Raw genomic sequence first — 18,129 nt, forward strand, 5'->3', positions numbered from 1 at the left:
AATTTATTGATACTGCACTGTATACTGGAAGGACAACTTTGCTATATAGCCTAAATCTATTTAACAACGACTTTTCCATGGAACATGTCCATTCCGCAGGCCCATCCATACTCACCAGTCTTACTTGTATCTATCTGAACCTGCTTGGTCTCATCTTTCGGTAATTCTTGATTGATCCCAAAGTCAGGAAAAACTACTCGATCCAAACAGCTTGATGGGTCTTTACGGGTGAAATTGATCGTTGCTGGAACACCTTGTTTCAGTACGACTGTCTCTGGAGAATAGCCGCCATCGACTTCAACATTGATACTTTGCTGATTTTCAGTCACGTCAGCGGCACCCTCCTCAACTTCATGTTTACCGAAAAACCACCAGACGATAAATCCGATCATTACTAAACCTACTACTAAAACTATCCCCTTGATCATCACACATCTTCCTTTCTTACAGTCACTAACAGCAACCCTTTTCTCCTGGTAAACAGTTACACTCAACATGATCAGGCGCAGTTTGCATTTTAGCAGTCAAAACAGTCTGCATTTTTTGAATATTAGATCGACTTAAAGTTGTATCCGCAAGTAATTTGATAATTTCCTTGCCTTTTTTCATGTCACATAACCTGGAAAACATTTCAGCGGTCATCTGATCCATCGCATCATTTTCCGTGATGTTTGGCGAATAGATAAAACGCCGCCCATCTTTAGCTGTTTTTAAGGCTTGTTTGCTTACCAAGCGTCGCAATAAAGTTTTGACAGTCGACTCTGTCCAATCTTTTTTTGCCTTGATCAAATCAATTACTTCACTGCTGGTGGCTTGCCCTTTAGTCCAAACGATCCGCATCAATTCCCACTCTGAAGTAGTCATTTCTGTTGCATCTACGGCTAACGTCATATTGTCGTCTCCTTTCGTTTACACTTGTAGTTTTCAATTCATATACTACACTTATATTTACATTTGTCAACGAACATCAAATAAAATACCCTCAAGCTATAACCTATTAGATACCAGTTTTTACTGAAGTGAGAATATTTTACATTAACTTGAATTATTTATATAATAATAACGGTTCACAAATTTTTGAAAAGTGAGGTTTTTAAATAATGGATCTAACAAGCACTTATACGTTGAGCAATGGTGTGAAAATCCCTGTTGTCGGTTTTGGTACTTGGCAAACTCCTGACGGTGAAGTAGCTGAATCGTCTGTTAAAGCTGCCATTGACTCTGGTTACCGTCACATAGATACTGCCGAAATGTACGGTAATGAAAAAAGCGTTGGTCGCGGGATCAAAGCAAGCGGTGTAGACCGTGATTCACTTTTTGTTACCAGCAAACTAAATAACAATAGCCACACTTATGAAGAAGCTACTGCTGCATTAGATAAAAGCTTATCTGACCTAGGATTAGATCATTTGGACCTCTTTTTGATCCATTGGCCAAATCCTGCTCCTTATAGAAAGGATAACTGGGAGAAACATTTGCAAGAAACATGGCGTGCAATGGAAGATGCTTATAAAGACGGAAAAGTCCGCGCAATTGGTGTTTCTAACTTCTACCAGCACCATTTGGAAGTTTTGGAAAAGACCCAAACGGTCGCACCAATGGTCAACCAGATCCATCTGTGCCCAGGCGACCATGATGACAAGTTAGTTGACTACTGTCGCGAACGTGGGATCTTACTAGAAGCATACAGTCCATTTGGCACAGGGAAGATCTTCACTGACCCAACTTTACAAAAATTAGCTGATGAAACTGATCATTCGATCGCACAAGTTTGCTTGCGCTGGTCGTTACAACGTGAATATCTTCCTCTTCCAAAATCCGTCCACACACAACGGATCGAAGAAAATACTCATGTTTTTGACTTTGAATTAACTGATGACCAGATGAAGCAGATCGATGCTTTGGTAGGTATTGGTGGATACGGTGGCAATCCCGATGATGTCTCCTTTTAATTATGGATAAAATATTTTTAGGGTCAAAGCAAGTAGCTTTGGCCTTTTTTACATAGAAAAAGCCCTGTTCTTAAATACTTCAAAGTACTTAAGGACAGGGCGAATTTCATTTTTTAGCCGTTAAAAACAAACAAGCTAACAGCTTTATTAACAGCATCTTTTTCGTCTTCTATCAAAGCAACTCGGCTTTCAATGATCTTGATATCCATTTGGATCTCACGTGTCAAGCCTGGTGTATTGATCTTTGGTTCAAAGAATTCCTTGAATTCAGCCAAACGTTGCGGTGTTTTGAAGACACCGGCTGTCACAGTAATAAACGTTGGGAACTCCATGTCTCCGCCGACTGTATCTTCCAACCACTGCCAATCGCTACGGATCCAGTCCCAAGCTAACTGTTGACCGTGGTCGTTAGCCAACACTCCACGATACCAAGCACGCAAATCTTGAGGTTTGATAGTTTTACTATCTTCATACTTATCCACGATCGAAACCAAAATTTTTTTATCAGGCGACATTGGCAAAGCCGCAGCGATATCTGCCTTGTAACTGCCATCAGACGAACTAGTGTAGTCTGTCAGCAAGCGGTCAAACAGCTCTGGACTACTGTAATTTTGCACTTCATTTGCCAAGACATATACTCGAATATCAGCTGGCAAGTCTACTAAAGCTTCTTTATTAGCCTCAAACAAACCATGTGCTTCTTCGATCGAATCCTGATTCTTGGCGTACAAAGCCGCACCCAAAACGTAAGGACGTGTTAATTGATCATCGACTGACTCACCATATTTTGGAGTCCAGCCCAAGCGTTTAACTTGTGCGAAACTCAATTTGTCAAAAAGCTTCCGCAAGTTAGTTTCTTGTTCTGAATCAGGCTCAACAAACTTCTTCAAATTACCGGCTACCTGATACAAGGCCGCATTGACCACATTCGAATGACTGTTTGCAAAACGTTTGAGCAATGGGACCACGCTTGCATAAGAGATCTGGAGTCCTTCGGCCAACAAACGCAGATCTTGCAGTAATTGCAGCTGTGAGATCGGATCGAGAGCATCACTATTATCTAAAATGTCATTTAACAAAGCACCATCATATTTGACAATAAAGTGTGCCTCATTGCCGATGTTTAAACGGAATGGTTCGCCTGCCTGTTGGCGTAATTCTTGATAATCACCCAATTCCAGCGTTTTTTCGGACATAATTTGAGGAACGACATCATAGTTACCATTCAACGGTATCTGCCATAAACGGCCAACATCATTACCATCACCAATGAAGAATTGTTTCTGTGACAGCGTTAGTTTACCATCAACAACTTTAGCACTAACGACTGGGTAACCTGGTTGTTCCAACCATGTATTCATGATCTTTGCCAGATCGATACCAGCTGCCTTACCAAGTGCATCCCACAAGTCATCACCAGACGCATTAGCATAATGGTGAGCCGTAAAGTATGCTTTCAACCCTTTACGTAATGCATCGTCACCGATCAAAGAACGCACCATGACCAACATCCGTGAGCCTTTAGCATAAACGATCGCACTATCAAAAATCGAATCGATCTCAGCTGGCTTTTCAACTTGGACATGTACAGGCTGGACGCCGTCAGTAGCATCGCGCTGCAAAGCAGCTGGAGCTTCAGACGTTTGGAATAGTTCCCAAATATGCCAATCAGGCTCTAAAGCAGCAGTAGCCACATACTCCATCATATTGGCAAAGCTTTCGTTTAACCACAAATCATCCCACCACTTCATAGTGACTAGGTCACCGAACCACTGATGAGCCAACTCGTGGGCAATCACAGTCGCAACTAATTCTTTAGTTTCAAGTGATGTGTTATCGGGATCAAGCACTAAGTAAGCTTCACGATAAGTAACTAAGCCCCAATTCTCCATCGCACCGGCTGAAAAATCTGGCAAGGCTAATTGCCAAGAATGAGGCAATGGATATGGTGTTTGATAGAAATCCTCGTAAAATTCGATCGAGCGTTTGGCAATATCCAGTGGAAAATCTAATTCATTATCCTGATGGGCTTTCGTAGAGAAAACACCAATTTTTACGCCACTCTTGGTGGTAGTATATTTGCTTTGCATTTCACCAAAGGCAAATGCAACTAAATACGTTGACATCTTAACTGTGCGGTCAAAGTAATGTACCCCATTATCAACATCTATTTCAGGCATATTGGCGATGATCATTTCTCCCGGTTTTTCGTCAAACTTGATAGCCAAATCAAAGTTTGCTTTAGCTTCTGGCTCATCAACACAAGGGAACGCCTGACGGGCAGCAGTCGTTTCAAACTGCGTACCGATCAGCTGCTTCTTTTCGCCATCAACTTGATAGTAAGAAGGATAGATCCCCATCATCGAATCAGTCAAAGGTGCTGTATAGTCGATCGTAAGGTTCATGCCACCTGCTTGTGGCAATTCAATATTGATCGTTTCCTCGTCATCATTAACTGAGAAATCAACACTCTTTTCTTCGACCTTAACGTCAGAAACTTTCAAAAACTTTTGATTGACGGCAATTCGATCACTTTGAGCATGACCGCTAATTTTTGTTTGACCAGTGATTGTTTTTGAACCACGATCAATATCTAAATAAACCTTATACATTTCTGGTTGAAAATTATCATATAAACGTGTCACTTAAAAAGATACCTCCTATTAAAAACAAAGTGAAGTGAGAGAAAGTGAGCACTATCGTAGTCTAGCCATATAACACGAGTTTGGCGCTGTGTGGCTGGACTGGGATAGGCGGACCTTTCTGCTTCACGGAACTCGACTATAAAAACAAAGTGCAGCGTGGCGGTCAGAAGACGAGCATTATGGGACTTGCGCTTTATGGTGCGCAGTTTGCACTATGAAGTTCAAGTTGGATAAGCGGAACCTTCTGCCACACGCAGCTCGACTATGAAAATAAACCACATTCTCATTTGTTTAACATAAATTTGTTCATGTATTTTCATTATACGACAAGACGACCTCATAAAGCTATGAAATAATACATTGCATAGCTGACCAAATTTAGTCGGATATTTGCCAAGTGTTGTTTTAATAGTCACTATAATGTTTTGACATACTTACGATCAACAAAAAGTGTAAAATACAAAGTACTATTACTATCTAACATCCAATCAACAATTTTTGGTCCCATGTTAAACTGACTTGGGGCCAATTAACAGTTTTTCGGACCTACATCTGACTGACTTGGGGCCAATTACTAACTTTTCGGACCTACATCTGACTAACTTTGGTCCGATTACCAACTTTTCGGACCTACATTTAACTGACCTTGGTCCAATTAACGGCTTTTTGGCCCCACATCAAGCCAATTTTGGCCCAATTAGAATTTTCAACCGCTACTCCATAATCAACTCATAAGCATCATTATCGAGATCACCATGCGGATCAACAATGTGGATCACTCCGCGGTATTTGAAATCTAACTCCGTAACTAAATGTTGCACGCGCCGATTCTTTCGGTGCGTATCAACTCTAACAGAGGTTATCTGTCGCTCTCTTATCAAGGATAACGCGCTGGTTAGCGCCATCCTTCCTAACCCTTGGTGAGCAAAAGATGAATCGATAGCTAGGCGATGTATTGTGGCATAATTATCGTTACCTAACCATTTACCTCCTGACAATGTTTTATAATTCGGTTCAGGAGTGTATTGAATAGCGATTATCCCGGCAATTTGCTTTTCAAACATGATTTCATAAAGTGAATTCTGCTCAATATCAGAAAGAATATTTAACCTATCAGGATAACCATTTTTCCATTGATCAATACCTGCCGCATTTAAGTTTTCCTGAGCATCATGAACCACGTTCATAATTTGCTCTAAATGATTTTTATTTGCTTTACGTAGATAAACTAAAGACATGAAGTACCTCCACACTTAGGCTTAGAAGTTATTTCTAATAAATAAAAATTGATATTGTAACCAATATTAACAGATTTGCCCATTTTTTAAACTCCCAAACTGGGTTTCCTATGTTATTATTACCATTCACTTTATGGCACTATTCCTAAACAACAATAATATTCAAGCTTTCAAACACAAAAACTCCCCTTACAGTCGGATACGGAATTACTTTATTTCGCATCTACTATAAGGGGAATATATGGTAACTCACCCGCTAAGGCACTTTTTGTTTTTTAAATTTCTACTATGCTTGCTATTTCTTAATACCAACCGTTAGCTTCCCAGTGATCTTTGGCGGCCGTCCAGGAACCATATCTTGAGGAAACATAAGAATCCGCAACGGAATCCTGGTTAGAAGCCGAGAGATCGCCATTCAAATAACTCTTAGATAGTTGATATTTCCCATAATACTGCCCGTTTGATGCAGTATAAGAACCACCAGACTCTTTACTAACGATCCATGATTTTGCAGCAGCTTCTGAGCTGGAACTAGAGGACGCTGACCTTGAAGAAGCTGAGCTAGAGGTTGTAGAACTAGCAGTATTGGACGAAGAGTTAGTCGAAGCCGCCTGTTGTGTCCCATTTGATGTTTGGATAGCTGGCTTTACATTGTTAGATGACCGATGAGCCTGAGGTGCAACTTGTTGCTTGCTATACTGCTGGTAATTAGGTTGTGCACTTACTGTACTACCATTAGAAGATTCGGAACTTGTTTCCAGCTTTTGACCAACATAAATTGCATTAACATTAGCCAAATGATTTATCTTTTCAATGGATCTTACCGTTGTTTTATACGTTTTGGCAATTGAAGAGACAGTATCTCCTGATTTAACTGTTATCGTATCCGCATTTGCAATTCCATTACCAGCCAAAAGCAAACCAGCGCCTGCAGCAGTTGAAACAATAATTTGTTTGAAATTCATGCAATTATCTCCTTTGAAACCTAAAGCGTCTACTTATCAAATTTTCTAAAACTACTTTTATTAGTCGATCTCTTTTGATCAACTGCTAGCTAGTATAAACGCTCCTTGTAACAACCGGTTGACAAACAAATTAACTTTGAGCCTTCCTTTGTCAAAATATTTTGAACTTGTAATGAATAGTAATATTTAGTAGGTCAAGCCTTGAAAATCGCGCTATTATCAAGAACAAATAATATAAAAAATTACATCAATAGAGACTTGACGAATAGTTCACGTCTTTTAGGTATGATCCTTTTTCATATTCAGGTACTCAGCTTTGTCTAGTCTTTTTTGAGATCCTAACTATCTACACAGGTCCCTTCTACCTCAAATCTTCCTTAGTCAAAATGCCCAAATTCCGTTTCATTTTAAGTATCCGATAAACTGAGTGTTTAATTTTCTTTTTCGAGATCTCTTTATTTTGGACTGCTTGCTTGATCGCTGGAATCCCTTTTTTGTAGTTACTACTCAAAAGAATGTCATTACCAGCTTTAATTGCGGCTACGTCCGGATCAAGCTGGTGCTCTTGGCTAAAGTCCTTGATCGCTCCCATACTCAGATCATCGGAAACGATCACCTTTTTAAACTTCAAATCTTTCCGAAGAAGCTGATGAACTTTAGGCGAAAGCGAAGCAGGTAATTGTGAATCGACTGAGTTAATAATAATATGAGAAACCATTACGCTATCAGTCCCTTTCTTGACCCCAGCTTCAAATGGTAGAAAGTCACTTCTCCGAAAATCTGCTAAAGAACGATCAGTTTCAGCTATCCCAGTATGGGTGTCGCCTGCTGCTCCATAGCCAGGGAAATGTTTTAAGCTTGTTCCTATGTTTTCTTTGTGGTTTGCTGCAATTACTTTCTTGATATATTTTGCAGTTGTAGCATGATCCTGTCCCAAAGTTCTGGCATATATAAAACTGTCGTGATCTTGAGTAACGTCTGCGACGGGAGCAAAATTCCAATTGATACCCAAACCTCGTAAAATTTTTGCAGTCTGTTTAGTTTCTCCAACAATGCCTTTCATACCTTTTTCTTGATAGACCTCTTGAGGAGAAGGAAACTCCCTATTGTTAGTCAGCTGTGGTCCATTACTCAGTCGAGAAACCGTACCACCTTCCTGATCAGTACCGATCAGCAATGGCAATTGGGCACTTTTTTGTAACCCCGCTATCTTTTGTTCAAATTGCGTTTTAGTTTTATCTTCAAAATCAACTCCAAATAAGGAGATACCTCCAAGATGATAGTTCTTAATATCCTGCTTCGCTTGTTGATCATCCCCTGTACTTGACAAAACGTACATTTGACCGATCTTCTCGTCTAGCGTCATCTTCTTGATAGTTGTTTTTAACTGCTTATTAGTCGGCTTGGTACTTTTAGCTTCAACGACTTGAAACGGTAAGACAAACACAAACGATAACACTGCAACCGCAAAAATCAAATTCTTTTTCATTATTTATCTCCTCGCTTCCTTAAATAAGAAAACGAAATGCCGGTTAAATTTCCCTGATCAGCATTCCGTTTTTCTTAGTTATTCTAATACTCTTTCTCACTGACCTTAGTGTTTTTGCCTAGCTGATCGATCACATACTCATCGCCATCTTTAGACACCACACCAGGATAAGCGAAGACCTGAACTTTACGTCCGTCTTCCTTATCAAAGTCAAATTTGACGTTAAAGTTCACTGAACTTTTACCGTTTTCTGCTGGAGCTACACTCTTAACGTCTACTTCGTAATCAAAAGAATAAAGTTCATCCCGATCTTCAAAAGCTTTGGACATCGTATACAGATCTTTGAAATCTTTGTTATTTTGCCCATCCCGGAAACTATCTGCGGCATCATCAGATTGATCCTGTGCTTCGGTAAATGCAGTTTGAAATAGATCTTGCGCCTTTGACTTACTAATTACTCCAGTAAATTTTGGTGCGATCGTGGATGAAGTGCTGTAATATTGTGCGTTAGCCAATTTCTTTTGTACGTTAACTTTCTTTGAACTAACAGTTTTATTTTTAACCATGTAGTCCAAATACACTAACATATCTCCGGACGCGGGCTGATCTTTGACACGATATTTGCCCGTCTGATCAATTTTACCCAGCTTTTTATCGTTCAGGTAAATGATCGATCCAGGAAAACCCTTGACAGTAAAGGATAGAGTTTTCAAACGTAAATTCAGATTGCCAGCGCTGCCGCCTTTTAAATCAACCATCTTGGCATTTTTCATGTGATGCCCACCAACAGTGCCCCTTGAGTTAAATGAATATGTCCCTGGAAAATATGGGCCGGCTTTGTAACTATGTTTATTTGCAGTAGAAGTAAAGATCTTCTTCTTTCCCTGATAGAAAGCAACATTATCATGATTAGTCTCCAGCCTAATATACTGCGGATCGATTTTTAACTTGTATTTAGGAAATAACAGGAGATACCTGCCATCCTGCTCAATTTGAAAGTCCTGATAACTACCATCACTTTTAAGACCAGATTTCAATGCAGAAAGTTGTGATCTATGTGTTTTAAAGTACTTCTGTGTTGGTTGTAATTCTTTAGTATCAACTTTTAAACTTGGATCATCCGTCATAACGTACTTCGTCAAATCACCATCACTGGAAATAGCCGTGATCATTCGCTCTAATTGTTTATCTGCACTGTAGTAGCTTTTACCGATCATATACGCACCAACCACTAAAACTAATACAACTAGGCCTACGATCCAACCGACCTTGGCTTTCAGGCTCATAGGTGGTTTAGGACTTTTTGGCGTTTGTCGTTTACTTTCGGTGTTTTGTTGGCGACTATCTGCTTGCTTTTCGACTGACTGTTGGTCTGCACCCTGTTTTTCCAAATACTCAGCAACGTTATAACCACAGTTACCGCAAAATTGAGTTCCAGGTTCTATTTCATGTCCACAATTAGGACAAAATATTTTATTCATGTCTATTGACCCCCTAAAGATCCTAATAAATTGCTTTAAGCAAATTTACAGGATATCTTCAAAAAACGAACTGATCTCACTCAACAAAGCCCCGCCCCCTAGGTAAGCGATAAGCCCCACAATAATGGCACTTACTATCGCTAACAGAAAAGCTGCATAGATCCGATCATGTTTAGCAGATTCGCTTGGAGCCAGAACAACCGCATACAAACCAACCATCCATAAAGTCGAGATCAATGCCATTATAATGGCGATCAAAGAGAGCCCCGCAAAAGAGGTGCTTAAAAAAGCACACAAAAAAATCACTACATTAAAAATGACATTTACGTTCGTATATCCTGCCAAACGATTCAGAAGGGTCAAATAGCCTTCTGAGCTAGCATAAAAAGTACGTTGCAATAATAAGCCGCTCCTGACATTAAGAAGCTTGCTAATAACAAGAAAATTAGTGTTTTAAAAAAGAATGCTGCGCCAAATTGTCTAAAAGAGCTGGAATAACTATCATCCCCTGTAAATTCACTCAAGAAACCGTTAGTTGCTTCGTTAGCTCTTCGCATAAACCCATTTATCATTATGTAAATACTGATCAAGAAAACTACATTTTCACCAATGATCGTTCCTAGACCAAAGTATTTATTGGCCTGTTTAAAATCAAATGGTGCTTTCCATGTGCTAACAAGCCACTCCCAATACTCTTTCACACCCGCACTAAAATTGCTTTGTTGAGCTGTAACAGCCTCTTGCTCATTTTGCTGGTCAGTACCAGCTTGCTGGGCTTGTTTTCCTTCATCTTCACTAGCGTGGCTCACCTGCTGGTCAGTCTCCTGAGTTTCTGCTGTTTCAGTAGCACTTTGCTCAACATTGCCTGCCTTAACATTAGTGACATCTGTACCGCACTTCACGCAAAACCTAGTTTCACTGCTTAACTGTGTTCCGCAATTTGGACAAATCTTCATTTGTTATCCCCCTCGTATTATTAAAACAAATTACTAACAACGGGGTCATTATACAACAATTCAAGAAATAAAATCTATTATTCAATAAAATAAAGAAGAAAAAAATAATTACATAAATATATTTTTATCTTATATTATTCTTGGATCCCATACACACATGAACCACTACTAATGGTAATGGTCTTTTGTTTATTATAGGGTAACAACCATAATCGTCATGTGTTTAAATCCCTGACTTAACGATTCAGAAATACATTTATATTGTCTTATTTTCGTTCCCTTTTACTGCCTTCGACAAAAAGCCGTTCTCACCTTACCAAAAAATGAAAGAACGACTTTATTTTATGCTTTATGGCAACCCACTTTCATTAAATTAATTATGAAAAGATCTCCAAACCGCCACCGTACTCCAAAAGCACTTGGAGCCATCTTTTATCTAAATCATCAAAATCAGCTAATCTTTTATCAAAACCAACACAACATAAAGCTTGATCTACTAATGGATAATTTTTCTCTGCAAGTTCAAGTAAACGTTGGTACCGTTTGATGTCTCTCAGCGCTTGTTTTTTATCAACTAAACAATCTAAGCTCTGGTCCATTTTTAATACTCGGATCCGTAAAGTAATACCCGCCAATTCCTGCAAAAAATCATTAAAAAACCACCGTAAAAAACATAATGCATTATTCATGGCTCGTTCCTCCTCTCATCTTTAAAAGCCGCTTTTTTGAATAAAACACCTTTTTACTTGCTGCATAAAGTAAAAATTATATATTGTGAATGTCTGCACAATTTCAATTTAAGTATAGTTCACTTCATGCTTTTTTTAAAGCTATTTTCCCTGAAATTACAAAGTTTTTAGCCTATTTAGTTGGCCCCCTAGAATTAAAAAAGTCTTTTGCCTCCATATAGTCAATACTTTTTATGTGGTCTACTTGTCTGATTTTTTTTGTATTATTTAAGATAATATATGCTAAAAAGATTAACAAAGCACATATATTTGCAAACGATTCCATGTATGGATATAATAAATATGTTTAAATAAACTTATTTATAGGAGATGTAGTTAATGACAGGTAGATTAAAAGATAAAGTAGCCATTGTGACTGGGGCCGGCTCAGGGATGGGTAAAGCCATCGCTGAAGACTATGCGAAAGAAGGCGCCAAGGTCATCTTGGCCGACATTAACGAAGACACCTTAAGCGAAGTTCACCAAGAGATCATAGGGGCTGGCGGTCAAGCTACAGTTAGTGTAACTAATATCGCAAATGAAGATGACATTGATGCAGTCATTAAATTAGCAACAGACACTTATGGGAGTCTGGACATCTTAGTCAATAATGCTGGGATCATGGACAATTTTACTGCTGTCGGCAATGTTTCAAACGACCTGTATGACAAGATTATCGCTATCAATTTGACCGGGCCATTCAAAGCGTCACGTGCCGCTATTAATGTTATGGAAAAACAAGAAAATGGTGGTGTGATAGTAAATAATGCTTCTGTTGGCGGACTTTTCGGCGGACGCGGCGGAGCAGTTTATACAATTGCTAAACACGGCTTAGTCGGTTTAACCAAAAATATCGCCGCAACTTATGGCCGGTTCGGCAAGGTCCGTGCAAACGCGATTGCTCCTGGTGGAGTTAACACTAATATCAAAAGTACGATCACCGGCGTTGACCCACTGGGTGGTCAAGCCTCAACAGCATCTGGTGAAGCCCCAATAGGTGATCCCCATCAAATTTCTGCTTTGGCTGTTTTTTTAGGTTCCGATGAGTCGAGTTTTGTAGATGGTGACATAATCAAAGCCGACGGCGGTTGGACAGTCTAAATAGAGGAAAACTTATTTTAAGGATCCCACGTAAAAGTCCCGCATGTTTCTTTATTGGAAACATACGGGACTTTCTTAATAACTCAACTTTTACTAGGTGATCCTACTATTAGCTAACAAAGCCTGTTCTAGAAATTACTTTTGATACCATTCAGGTTTATCACCAGCAGTATTAGGTTTATTGACACCCAGTGACTCACCTACGTGTTTTTCAGGTGAATCCACTAACCTAGCAACTAATTCACCAATACTTTTACGTGAAACTTCTGTACCCTTGAATGGTTCACCCTTTTGAGTAAATTCATAATCAACTTCATCCTTGTCGGACAGCCATGCTGGACGCAAAACAGTGTATTCCAGATCACTGTTTTCGATTGCTTTGACAGCTGCAGCATACGTTGGCAAATAAGTTTCTCCCAACATTTGCTTATTCCATTCACCAAATTTTCCTGGTACTTCATCGTAAATACCAATCGAAGAGATCCAGATCAGACGCTTAATACCGTCCTGGTCCATCGCTTTAATGATCGTTTTAGCTTGCTGTTCGATATCCGTGCCAGCCAAGTTAGCGTATACAATATCTTGCCCTTGTAAAGACGAAACCAGAGTTGTTTCGTCCAAAACATCACCTTGTACGATCGTACCGCGTTTTGCTTCTTCTGTCTTTAACTTGTCAGGATGCCGTAAATAAAGCGTTAAATTTACATCTTCCTGTTGCCCCAGATATTCTTCAGCGAACTTCGCAATATTACCAGCAGCTCCTAAAACTATAACGTTTTTCATAAAACAATATCTCCTTTCACTCTTCATTTTAGTAGCTATTTAGGAAAACTAAAAGTATTTACCCTTTGACAATCCCTAAATTTTTAAAGATAAAATAAATATCCCTTTTGACAAAAAGAAAGTAGAGATCATCCCTACTTTCTTCAACTATGTCATCTTTACAACTACACTTTTATTTAAAGTTAGCCGTTACATATTTATCCACTGCAACGATCACATTTGCTACATCTTCAGCTGAAACTTCAAATGGCATCTGGTGGATCGTTTCAGATGGGATCGTGGCCTGTTCACCGACCTTCAGAAGATCATCATAACTTACACCGATTAATTTGAGATCAGCTAACGTGGTTGGTAATCCAAGCGACTTGTTAAACTTGATATATTTGTCCAAAACATCCGTTGATACATTGTCTAACATCAGTTCACACAGATAACCGTATGCTACTTTTTCACCATGCATCAAAGTCTCACTTTCGCCAGATAATGCAGTAAAGCCATCATAGATAGCATGGGCTGCAGCTAAACCAGAACTTTCAAAACCAAGTCCACTCAATAAAGTATTCGCCTCAACAACAGTCTCTAATGATGACGTAACGACCTGCCCTTCCACGGCTGCAACAGCTTCATGCGCATGAGCAAATAAATTATCCGCACAAGTTTGGGCAATAGCCAATGAGGCTAATGTTGGGTCATTTCCTAACATTGATTGGTTATAACCACGAGCAACATCTTGTGCCTCAATATTAGTTGCCATAGCATCACCGATCCCTGCGACCAAATTCCTAACAGGTGCATGTGCCACAACGTTCGTATCGATCAATACCAAGTCCGGGTTGTTATCATAGAAAGCATATTTCTTAAAATTGCCGTCCGGTGTGTACAACACTGACAAAGCAGAACAAGGAGCGTCTGTTGATGCTACAGTTGGCAAGATCGCTACAGGAATGCTTAATTGGTTAGCTACATTTTTGGCGGTATCAAGTGTTTTCCCACCACCTAAGCCGATAATAAAGTCATTGCCTTCCTTTTTGGCGATCTCAACGACCCGGCTAATTTCTTCTTCTGAAGCTTCACCAACAAATTCTACATGGGTAACTGTGAAATCTTCTTTTTCCAAAGTCCCGTTAAGCTTCTCACCAACAATTTTCCAGACGATATCATCACAGAGCAATACAGGTTTTTTCCCGAGTTCTTCTAGGTATTCCTTAGGTGCATCTAATACACCATTCCCTTGAATATAATGAGCAGGACTTGCAAACTCTTTAACCATATTAAAAGCCTCCATTTCTTTTTGTTACCACTTTCACATCGATAATAACGAGAAATTGTGTTTTTTGTCAAACGTTTACACTCGATCTTTATACTTAGTTACCCAATTTATCCAACAAATTGTTTAACAATTTCACTATCGACCCATGACCACAACTTTTTTCATAAGAAAGCTTAAAATGTTTCACTCAAACAATTATGCTATAATGAGTCTGAAAAAATCAAAGTCATTAGGGATAAAATATTGGCTAAGGTCATAGTCCTTCCAGTAACTTGGTTGGTGATGTTATAAAATAAGACAAAGTATTTATAAAAAGGGAGTGGGTCAACAATGGAAATTTTGGTCGATACAGTCAACCTAGACGAAATCGAAAAGTACAATAAAATGTTGAATTTAACCGGCGTAACGTCTAACCCAACGATCATCAAAAAAGAAGGCAAAGTAAACTTTTTTGAACATTTGAAGAAAGTTAGAGGAATAATTGGGCCTGATAAAACGTTACACGTTCAGGCTGTGGGCGAGTCTGCCGAAGAGATCATAGCGGACGCTCATCGTGTTTTAAAAGAAATCGACCAGCAGGTTTATATTAAGATCCCTACTAACGAAGCCGGACTTGAAGCAATGAAACTTTTAAAAAGAGAAGGAGTCCACATCACTGCCACTGCTATTTATACTGTTTTCCAAGGTGAGTTAGCCATCGCAGCAGGAGCAGATTATTTAGCTCCCTATTATAACCGAATGCTAAACATGAATATCGCTCCTGCACAAGTGATCGGTGAGTTGGCAAATGCTATCGCTATGAGCCAGAGCAACACGAAGATCCTAGCTGCCAGTTTTCATAATGTTGCTCAAGTAACTGATGCAATCAAATATGGTGCACAGGCAGTTACCATCGGAACAGACGTGATCGCTTCTGGGTTAAATGCACCAATGATCGCAACAGCTGTTGCGGATTTCAAAAACGATTGGGTCTCATTATACGGAAATCAAACGATCGCAAGTTTAAAATAACATTAGAACAAGGAACTAGCCCATTAGGTTTGTACTTTACTCTTAGGGCGAGACTCTAAGCTCTACTACAAAAAGCAGGAACATTCTTCTCCCTTCAAATCAGAGTTGATGGTCCCGCTTTTTTTGTACAAATTTATCAGAAAATCAATGTTCCAAAAAGTCGTATCTTTTTCATTCTCTGACTTCTTGAATTGTAGATTTCATTGGTAGTTGCGAATGATATTTAGGCTTGGCTTCATAGGTTTTCCCATTTTTGGCCTTAGAGGTCAGCCCTATTGTATGGTCAGCTAACTGTTTGATGATAATAGAAAGAGCAACCGCTTTAAATCACTAGTGTAATAGTTTAAAATAGTTTTATTGATTAAATTACGGAGTAGTAAACTTAAGAAGCTTGCTGTGCTCTGTTTTCTTAGTCGAGCTCCGCAAACCAAGCTTTTCCGCTTATCCAAGACAGGTGCTGCATCGCTAAAAAACGCGCTATAGCACCTGTCTTGGATAATGCTCGGGACTTAGGCGGTTCGCTTCACTCTGTTTTTAAATAGGAGGTATAACTTTGACCAACACAATTAACAATGAACTACTCAAAGATGACCTTTACCAGGCCGTCAATGGCGAATGGCTGAAAACGGCCAAGATCCCTGCCGACAAACCTACTACCGGTGGTTTTGCCGACCTGGCAGATAACATCGAAGAAACTCTAATGAACGATTTCGATAAATTGCTCGATGGGACTGAAACTACCACTGATCAATATTTACAGGAATTCATTAAGTACTACCACATCGTCGCTAACTTTGAAAAGCGTGATGCGCAAGGATTTGCACCTGTTAAAGAGTCTCTTGATAAAATTGAACAACTAAAAGATCTCAATGACTGGCAAGATAACTTATATGATCTTACGATGGATGGCAATGCTGCACCACTGGCACTTTATGTTGCCCCAGATATGAAAGACACACAGCACTATGCCCTAAACGCAGAGGTTCCATCGTTGATTTTGCCTGATAAAACATACTATGAAGAAGGCAACGAGCAAGCCGCCGCTTTATTGCAAGTTTATTCTCAAATGGTTTTGAAATTATTTAAACTTGCGGGTTATTCAGAAGAATTTGCGAACGAAACTTTGCAAGGGGCGTTAAAGTTTGACCATAGCCTAGCTCCGCATGAAAAAGACAGTACTGAACGAGCTGACTATGCCAAAGATTACAATAAATATTCATTTGAAGACTTCGTTAATTTGAGCTCGAATATTGATTTGGCCAGCTATACCAAACAATTGATCAAAACTACTCCTGATCAAGTGATCGTTAGTGAGCCTAAATTTTACGAGGCTTTGGATGAACTAGTTAACGCTGAAACCTTCTCTGACATGAAGGACTGGATCTTTGTCAAACGCCTCGTCGGTGCTTCAGGCTTGCTGAGTGATGAAGCACGAATCATTGGCGGAGAGTATGGACGTGCTTTATCTGGTTCAAAGGAACCTAAGAGCAAAAAGAAATCAGCTTACTATTTTGCAACCGGCCAATTCGATCAGGTTGTTGGACTTTATTATGCCCACAAGTATTTTGGAGAAACTGCCAAAAACGATGTGCATACAATGGTCGAAAAAATGGTCGAAGTGTACCAGAAACGTTTGGCTGAAAACGACTGGTTAAGCGAGAACACCAAACAAAAGGCTATCACAAAATTGAATGCTTTAGGTATTCAGGTCGGTTATCCAGATGAATTAGACCCACTCTACAAGAAATTCACGGTTAATGAAGACGAAAACTTATATGAAAATGATGCGCGTTTTACTCACATCATTTTAGAAGATCACTTTAGTCGCTGGGGCAAAGAAGTTAACCGAACTCGTTGGGAAATGCCTGCCCACATGGTCAACGCTTACTACAATCCATCGTTTAATGTGATCGTCTTCCCCGCTGCTATTTTACAAGCCCCATTTTATTCACTGAACCAAAGTTCCAGTCAAAATTATGGCGGGATCGGTGCCGTTATCGCCCATGAGATCTCACACGCTTTCGATAATAACGGTGCTCAATTTGACGAAGTAGGTAACTTGCACAATTGGTGGACCGATGAAGATATGAAACACCTCAAGGCCTTGGCTCAAGATGAGATCGACCAATTCAACGGCTTAGAAACAAGAGCTGGTAAAGTTAACGGTAAGTTGGTCGTTTCGGAAAACATTGCTGATGCCGGTGGGTTAAGTTGTGCACTAGAAGCCGCAAAAGATGAGGATGGCGCTGATATTAGGTCCTTCTTTATCAACTGGGGACGTATCTGGAGAATGAAATCATCTTTGGAAAGAGAAAAACTACTCTTAAGTATCGATGTGCATGCACCTAACGAATTGCGTGCAAATGTTCAGCCGAAAAACTTACCTGACTTCTATACTACCTTTGATATTCAACCTGGCGATGGTATGTACCTACCAGAAAACAAGCGCGTAAATATTTGGTAATGCTCGATCCATCATAGTTTTCAATAATTAAACTTGCATCTTGAGG

16 protein-coding genes are annotated in these 18,129 nt (G+C 39.6%); 4 read left to right on the forward strand and 12 right to left on the reverse strand.

Translation table 11 applies throughout. The features are described 5' to 3' along the window. Window positions 1-56 precede the first annotated feature (56 nt). On the reverse strand, window positions 57-428 hold the full coding sequence (locus AC3XNE_RS02915) for a cupredoxin domain-containing protein (protein ID WP_489832753.1): 372 nt from the start codon (window positions 426-428) through the stop codon (window positions 57-59). Window positions 429-453: 25 nt separating this feature from the next. Next, window positions 454-891 carry a CopY/TcrY family copper transport repressor gene (locus tag AC3XNE_RS02920; protein WP_489832754.1) on the reverse strand — a complete coding sequence of 146 codons (438 nt, stop codon included), beginning with the start codon at window positions 889-891 and terminating at the stop codon, window positions 454-456. A 209-nt stretch (window positions 892-1,100) separates the two neighbouring features. On the opposite strand from AC3XNE_RS02920, the gene AC3XNE_RS02925 reads away from it, so the two are divergent. Beyond that, the gene (locus tag AC3XNE_RS02925) at window positions 1,101-1,952 is read left to right on the forward strand and encodes an aldo/keto reductase (protein ID WP_489832755.1); all 852 of its coding nucleotides are present in this window, start codon (window positions 1,101-1,103) and stop codon (window positions 1,950-1,952) included. A 113-nt stretch (window positions 1,953-2,065) separates the two neighbouring features. Here the strand turns inward: AC3XNE_RS02925 and AC3XNE_RS02930 are convergent, their stop codons facing one another. From AC3XNE_RS02930 to AC3XNE_RS02965, 8 genes are all read right to left on the reverse strand, one after another. Further along, on the reverse strand, window positions 2,066-4,564 hold the full coding sequence (locus AC3XNE_RS02930) for a M1 family metallopeptidase (protein ID WP_489833363.1): 2,499 nt from the start codon (window positions 4,562-4,564) through the stop codon (window positions 2,066-2,068). 746 nt (window positions 4,565-5,310) lie between these two features. Next, window positions 5,311-5,835: a GNAT family N-acetyltransferase gene (locus AC3XNE_RS02935; protein WP_489832756.1), complete on the reverse strand. Its 525-nt coding sequence runs from the start codon at window positions 5,833-5,835 to the stop codon at window positions 5,311-5,313. 302 nt (window positions 5,836-6,137) lie between these two features. Continuing rightward, window positions 6,138-6,800 (reverse strand): aggregation-promoting factor, encoded by a 663-nt coding sequence (gene apf, locus AC3XNE_RS02940; RefSeq protein ID WP_489832757.1) that lies wholly within the window; start codon window positions 6,798-6,800, stop codon window positions 6,138-6,140. A 361-nt stretch (window positions 6,801-7,161) separates the two neighbouring features. Further along, a complete protein-coding gene (locus AC3XNE_RS02945) occupies window positions 7,162-8,289 on the reverse strand; it encodes a glycoside hydrolase family 3 N-terminal domain-containing protein (protein WP_489832758.1) in 1,128 nt (375 codons plus the stop codon). An 83-nt stretch (window positions 8,290-8,372) separates the two neighbouring features. Continuing rightward, complete coding sequence (locus AC3XNE_RS02950; RefSeq protein ID WP_489832759.1) at window positions 8,373-9,770, reverse strand: zinc ribbon domain-containing protein; 1,398 nt, start codon at window positions 9,768-9,770, stop codon at window positions 8,373-8,375. Between the two features lie 45 nt (window positions 9,771-9,815). Continuing rightward, a complete protein-coding gene (locus AC3XNE_RS02955; RefSeq protein WP_489832760.1) occupies window positions 9,816-10,169 on the reverse strand; it encodes a hypothetical protein in 354 nt (117 codons plus the stop codon). Further along, entirely contained in the window at window positions 10,130-10,726 is a 597-nt protein-coding gene (locus AC3XNE_RS02960; RefSeq protein WP_489832761.1) for a zinc-ribbon domain-containing protein, read from the reverse strand. Before AC3XNE_RS02960 ends, AC3XNE_RS02955 begins: the two co-directional genes overlap by 40 nt. A 377-nt stretch (window positions 10,727-11,103) precedes the next feature. Then, window positions 11,104-11,415: a hypothetical protein gene (locus tag AC3XNE_RS02965; RefSeq protein ID WP_489832762.1), complete on the reverse strand. Its 312-nt coding sequence runs from the start codon at window positions 11,413-11,415 to the stop codon at window positions 11,104-11,106. A 378-nt stretch (window positions 11,416-11,793) separates the two neighbouring features. Here AC3XNE_RS02965 and AC3XNE_RS02970 point away from each other — a divergent pair, with 378 nt between their 5' ends. Next, window positions 11,794-12,555 carry an SDR family oxidoreductase gene (locus tag AC3XNE_RS02970; protein ID WP_489832763.1) on the forward strand — a complete coding sequence of 254 codons (762 nt, stop codon included), beginning with the start codon at window positions 11,794-11,796 and terminating at the stop codon, window positions 12,553-12,555. Window positions 12,556-12,690: 135 nt separating this feature from the next. Here the strand turns inward: AC3XNE_RS02970 and AC3XNE_RS02975 are convergent, their stop codons facing one another. Both AC3XNE_RS02975 and AC3XNE_RS02980 read right to left on the reverse strand, forming a co-directional pair. Then, window positions 12,691-13,338 (reverse strand): SDR family oxidoreductase, encoded by a 648-nt coding sequence (locus AC3XNE_RS02975; protein WP_489832764.1) that lies wholly within the window; start codon window positions 13,336-13,338, stop codon window positions 12,691-12,693. Window positions 13,339-13,510: 172 nt separating this feature from the next. Next, complete coding sequence (locus AC3XNE_RS02980) at window positions 13,511-14,608, reverse strand: glycerol dehydrogenase (protein ID WP_489832765.1); 1,098 nt, start codon at window positions 14,606-14,608, stop codon at window positions 13,511-13,513. A 330-nt stretch (window positions 14,609-14,938) separates the two neighbouring features. Here AC3XNE_RS02980 and AC3XNE_RS02985 point away from each other — a divergent pair, with 330 nt between their 5' ends. Further along, the gene (locus AC3XNE_RS02985) at window positions 14,939-15,619 is read left to right on the forward strand and encodes a fructose-6-phosphate aldolase (RefSeq protein WP_489832766.1); all 681 of its coding nucleotides are present in this window, start codon (window positions 14,939-14,941) and stop codon (window positions 15,617-15,619) included. A 553-nt stretch (window positions 15,620-16,172) separates the two neighbouring features. After that, window positions 16,173-18,083 carry a M13 family metallopeptidase gene (locus tag AC3XNE_RS02990; protein WP_489832767.1) on the forward strand — a complete coding sequence of 637 codons (1,911 nt, stop codon included), beginning with the start codon at window positions 16,173-16,175 and terminating at the stop codon, window positions 18,081-18,083. Window positions 18,084-18,129: the final 46 nt, after the last annotated feature.

It is taken from the genome of Ligilactobacillus sp. JN-6 (Y).1 (genome assembly GCF_058111525.1).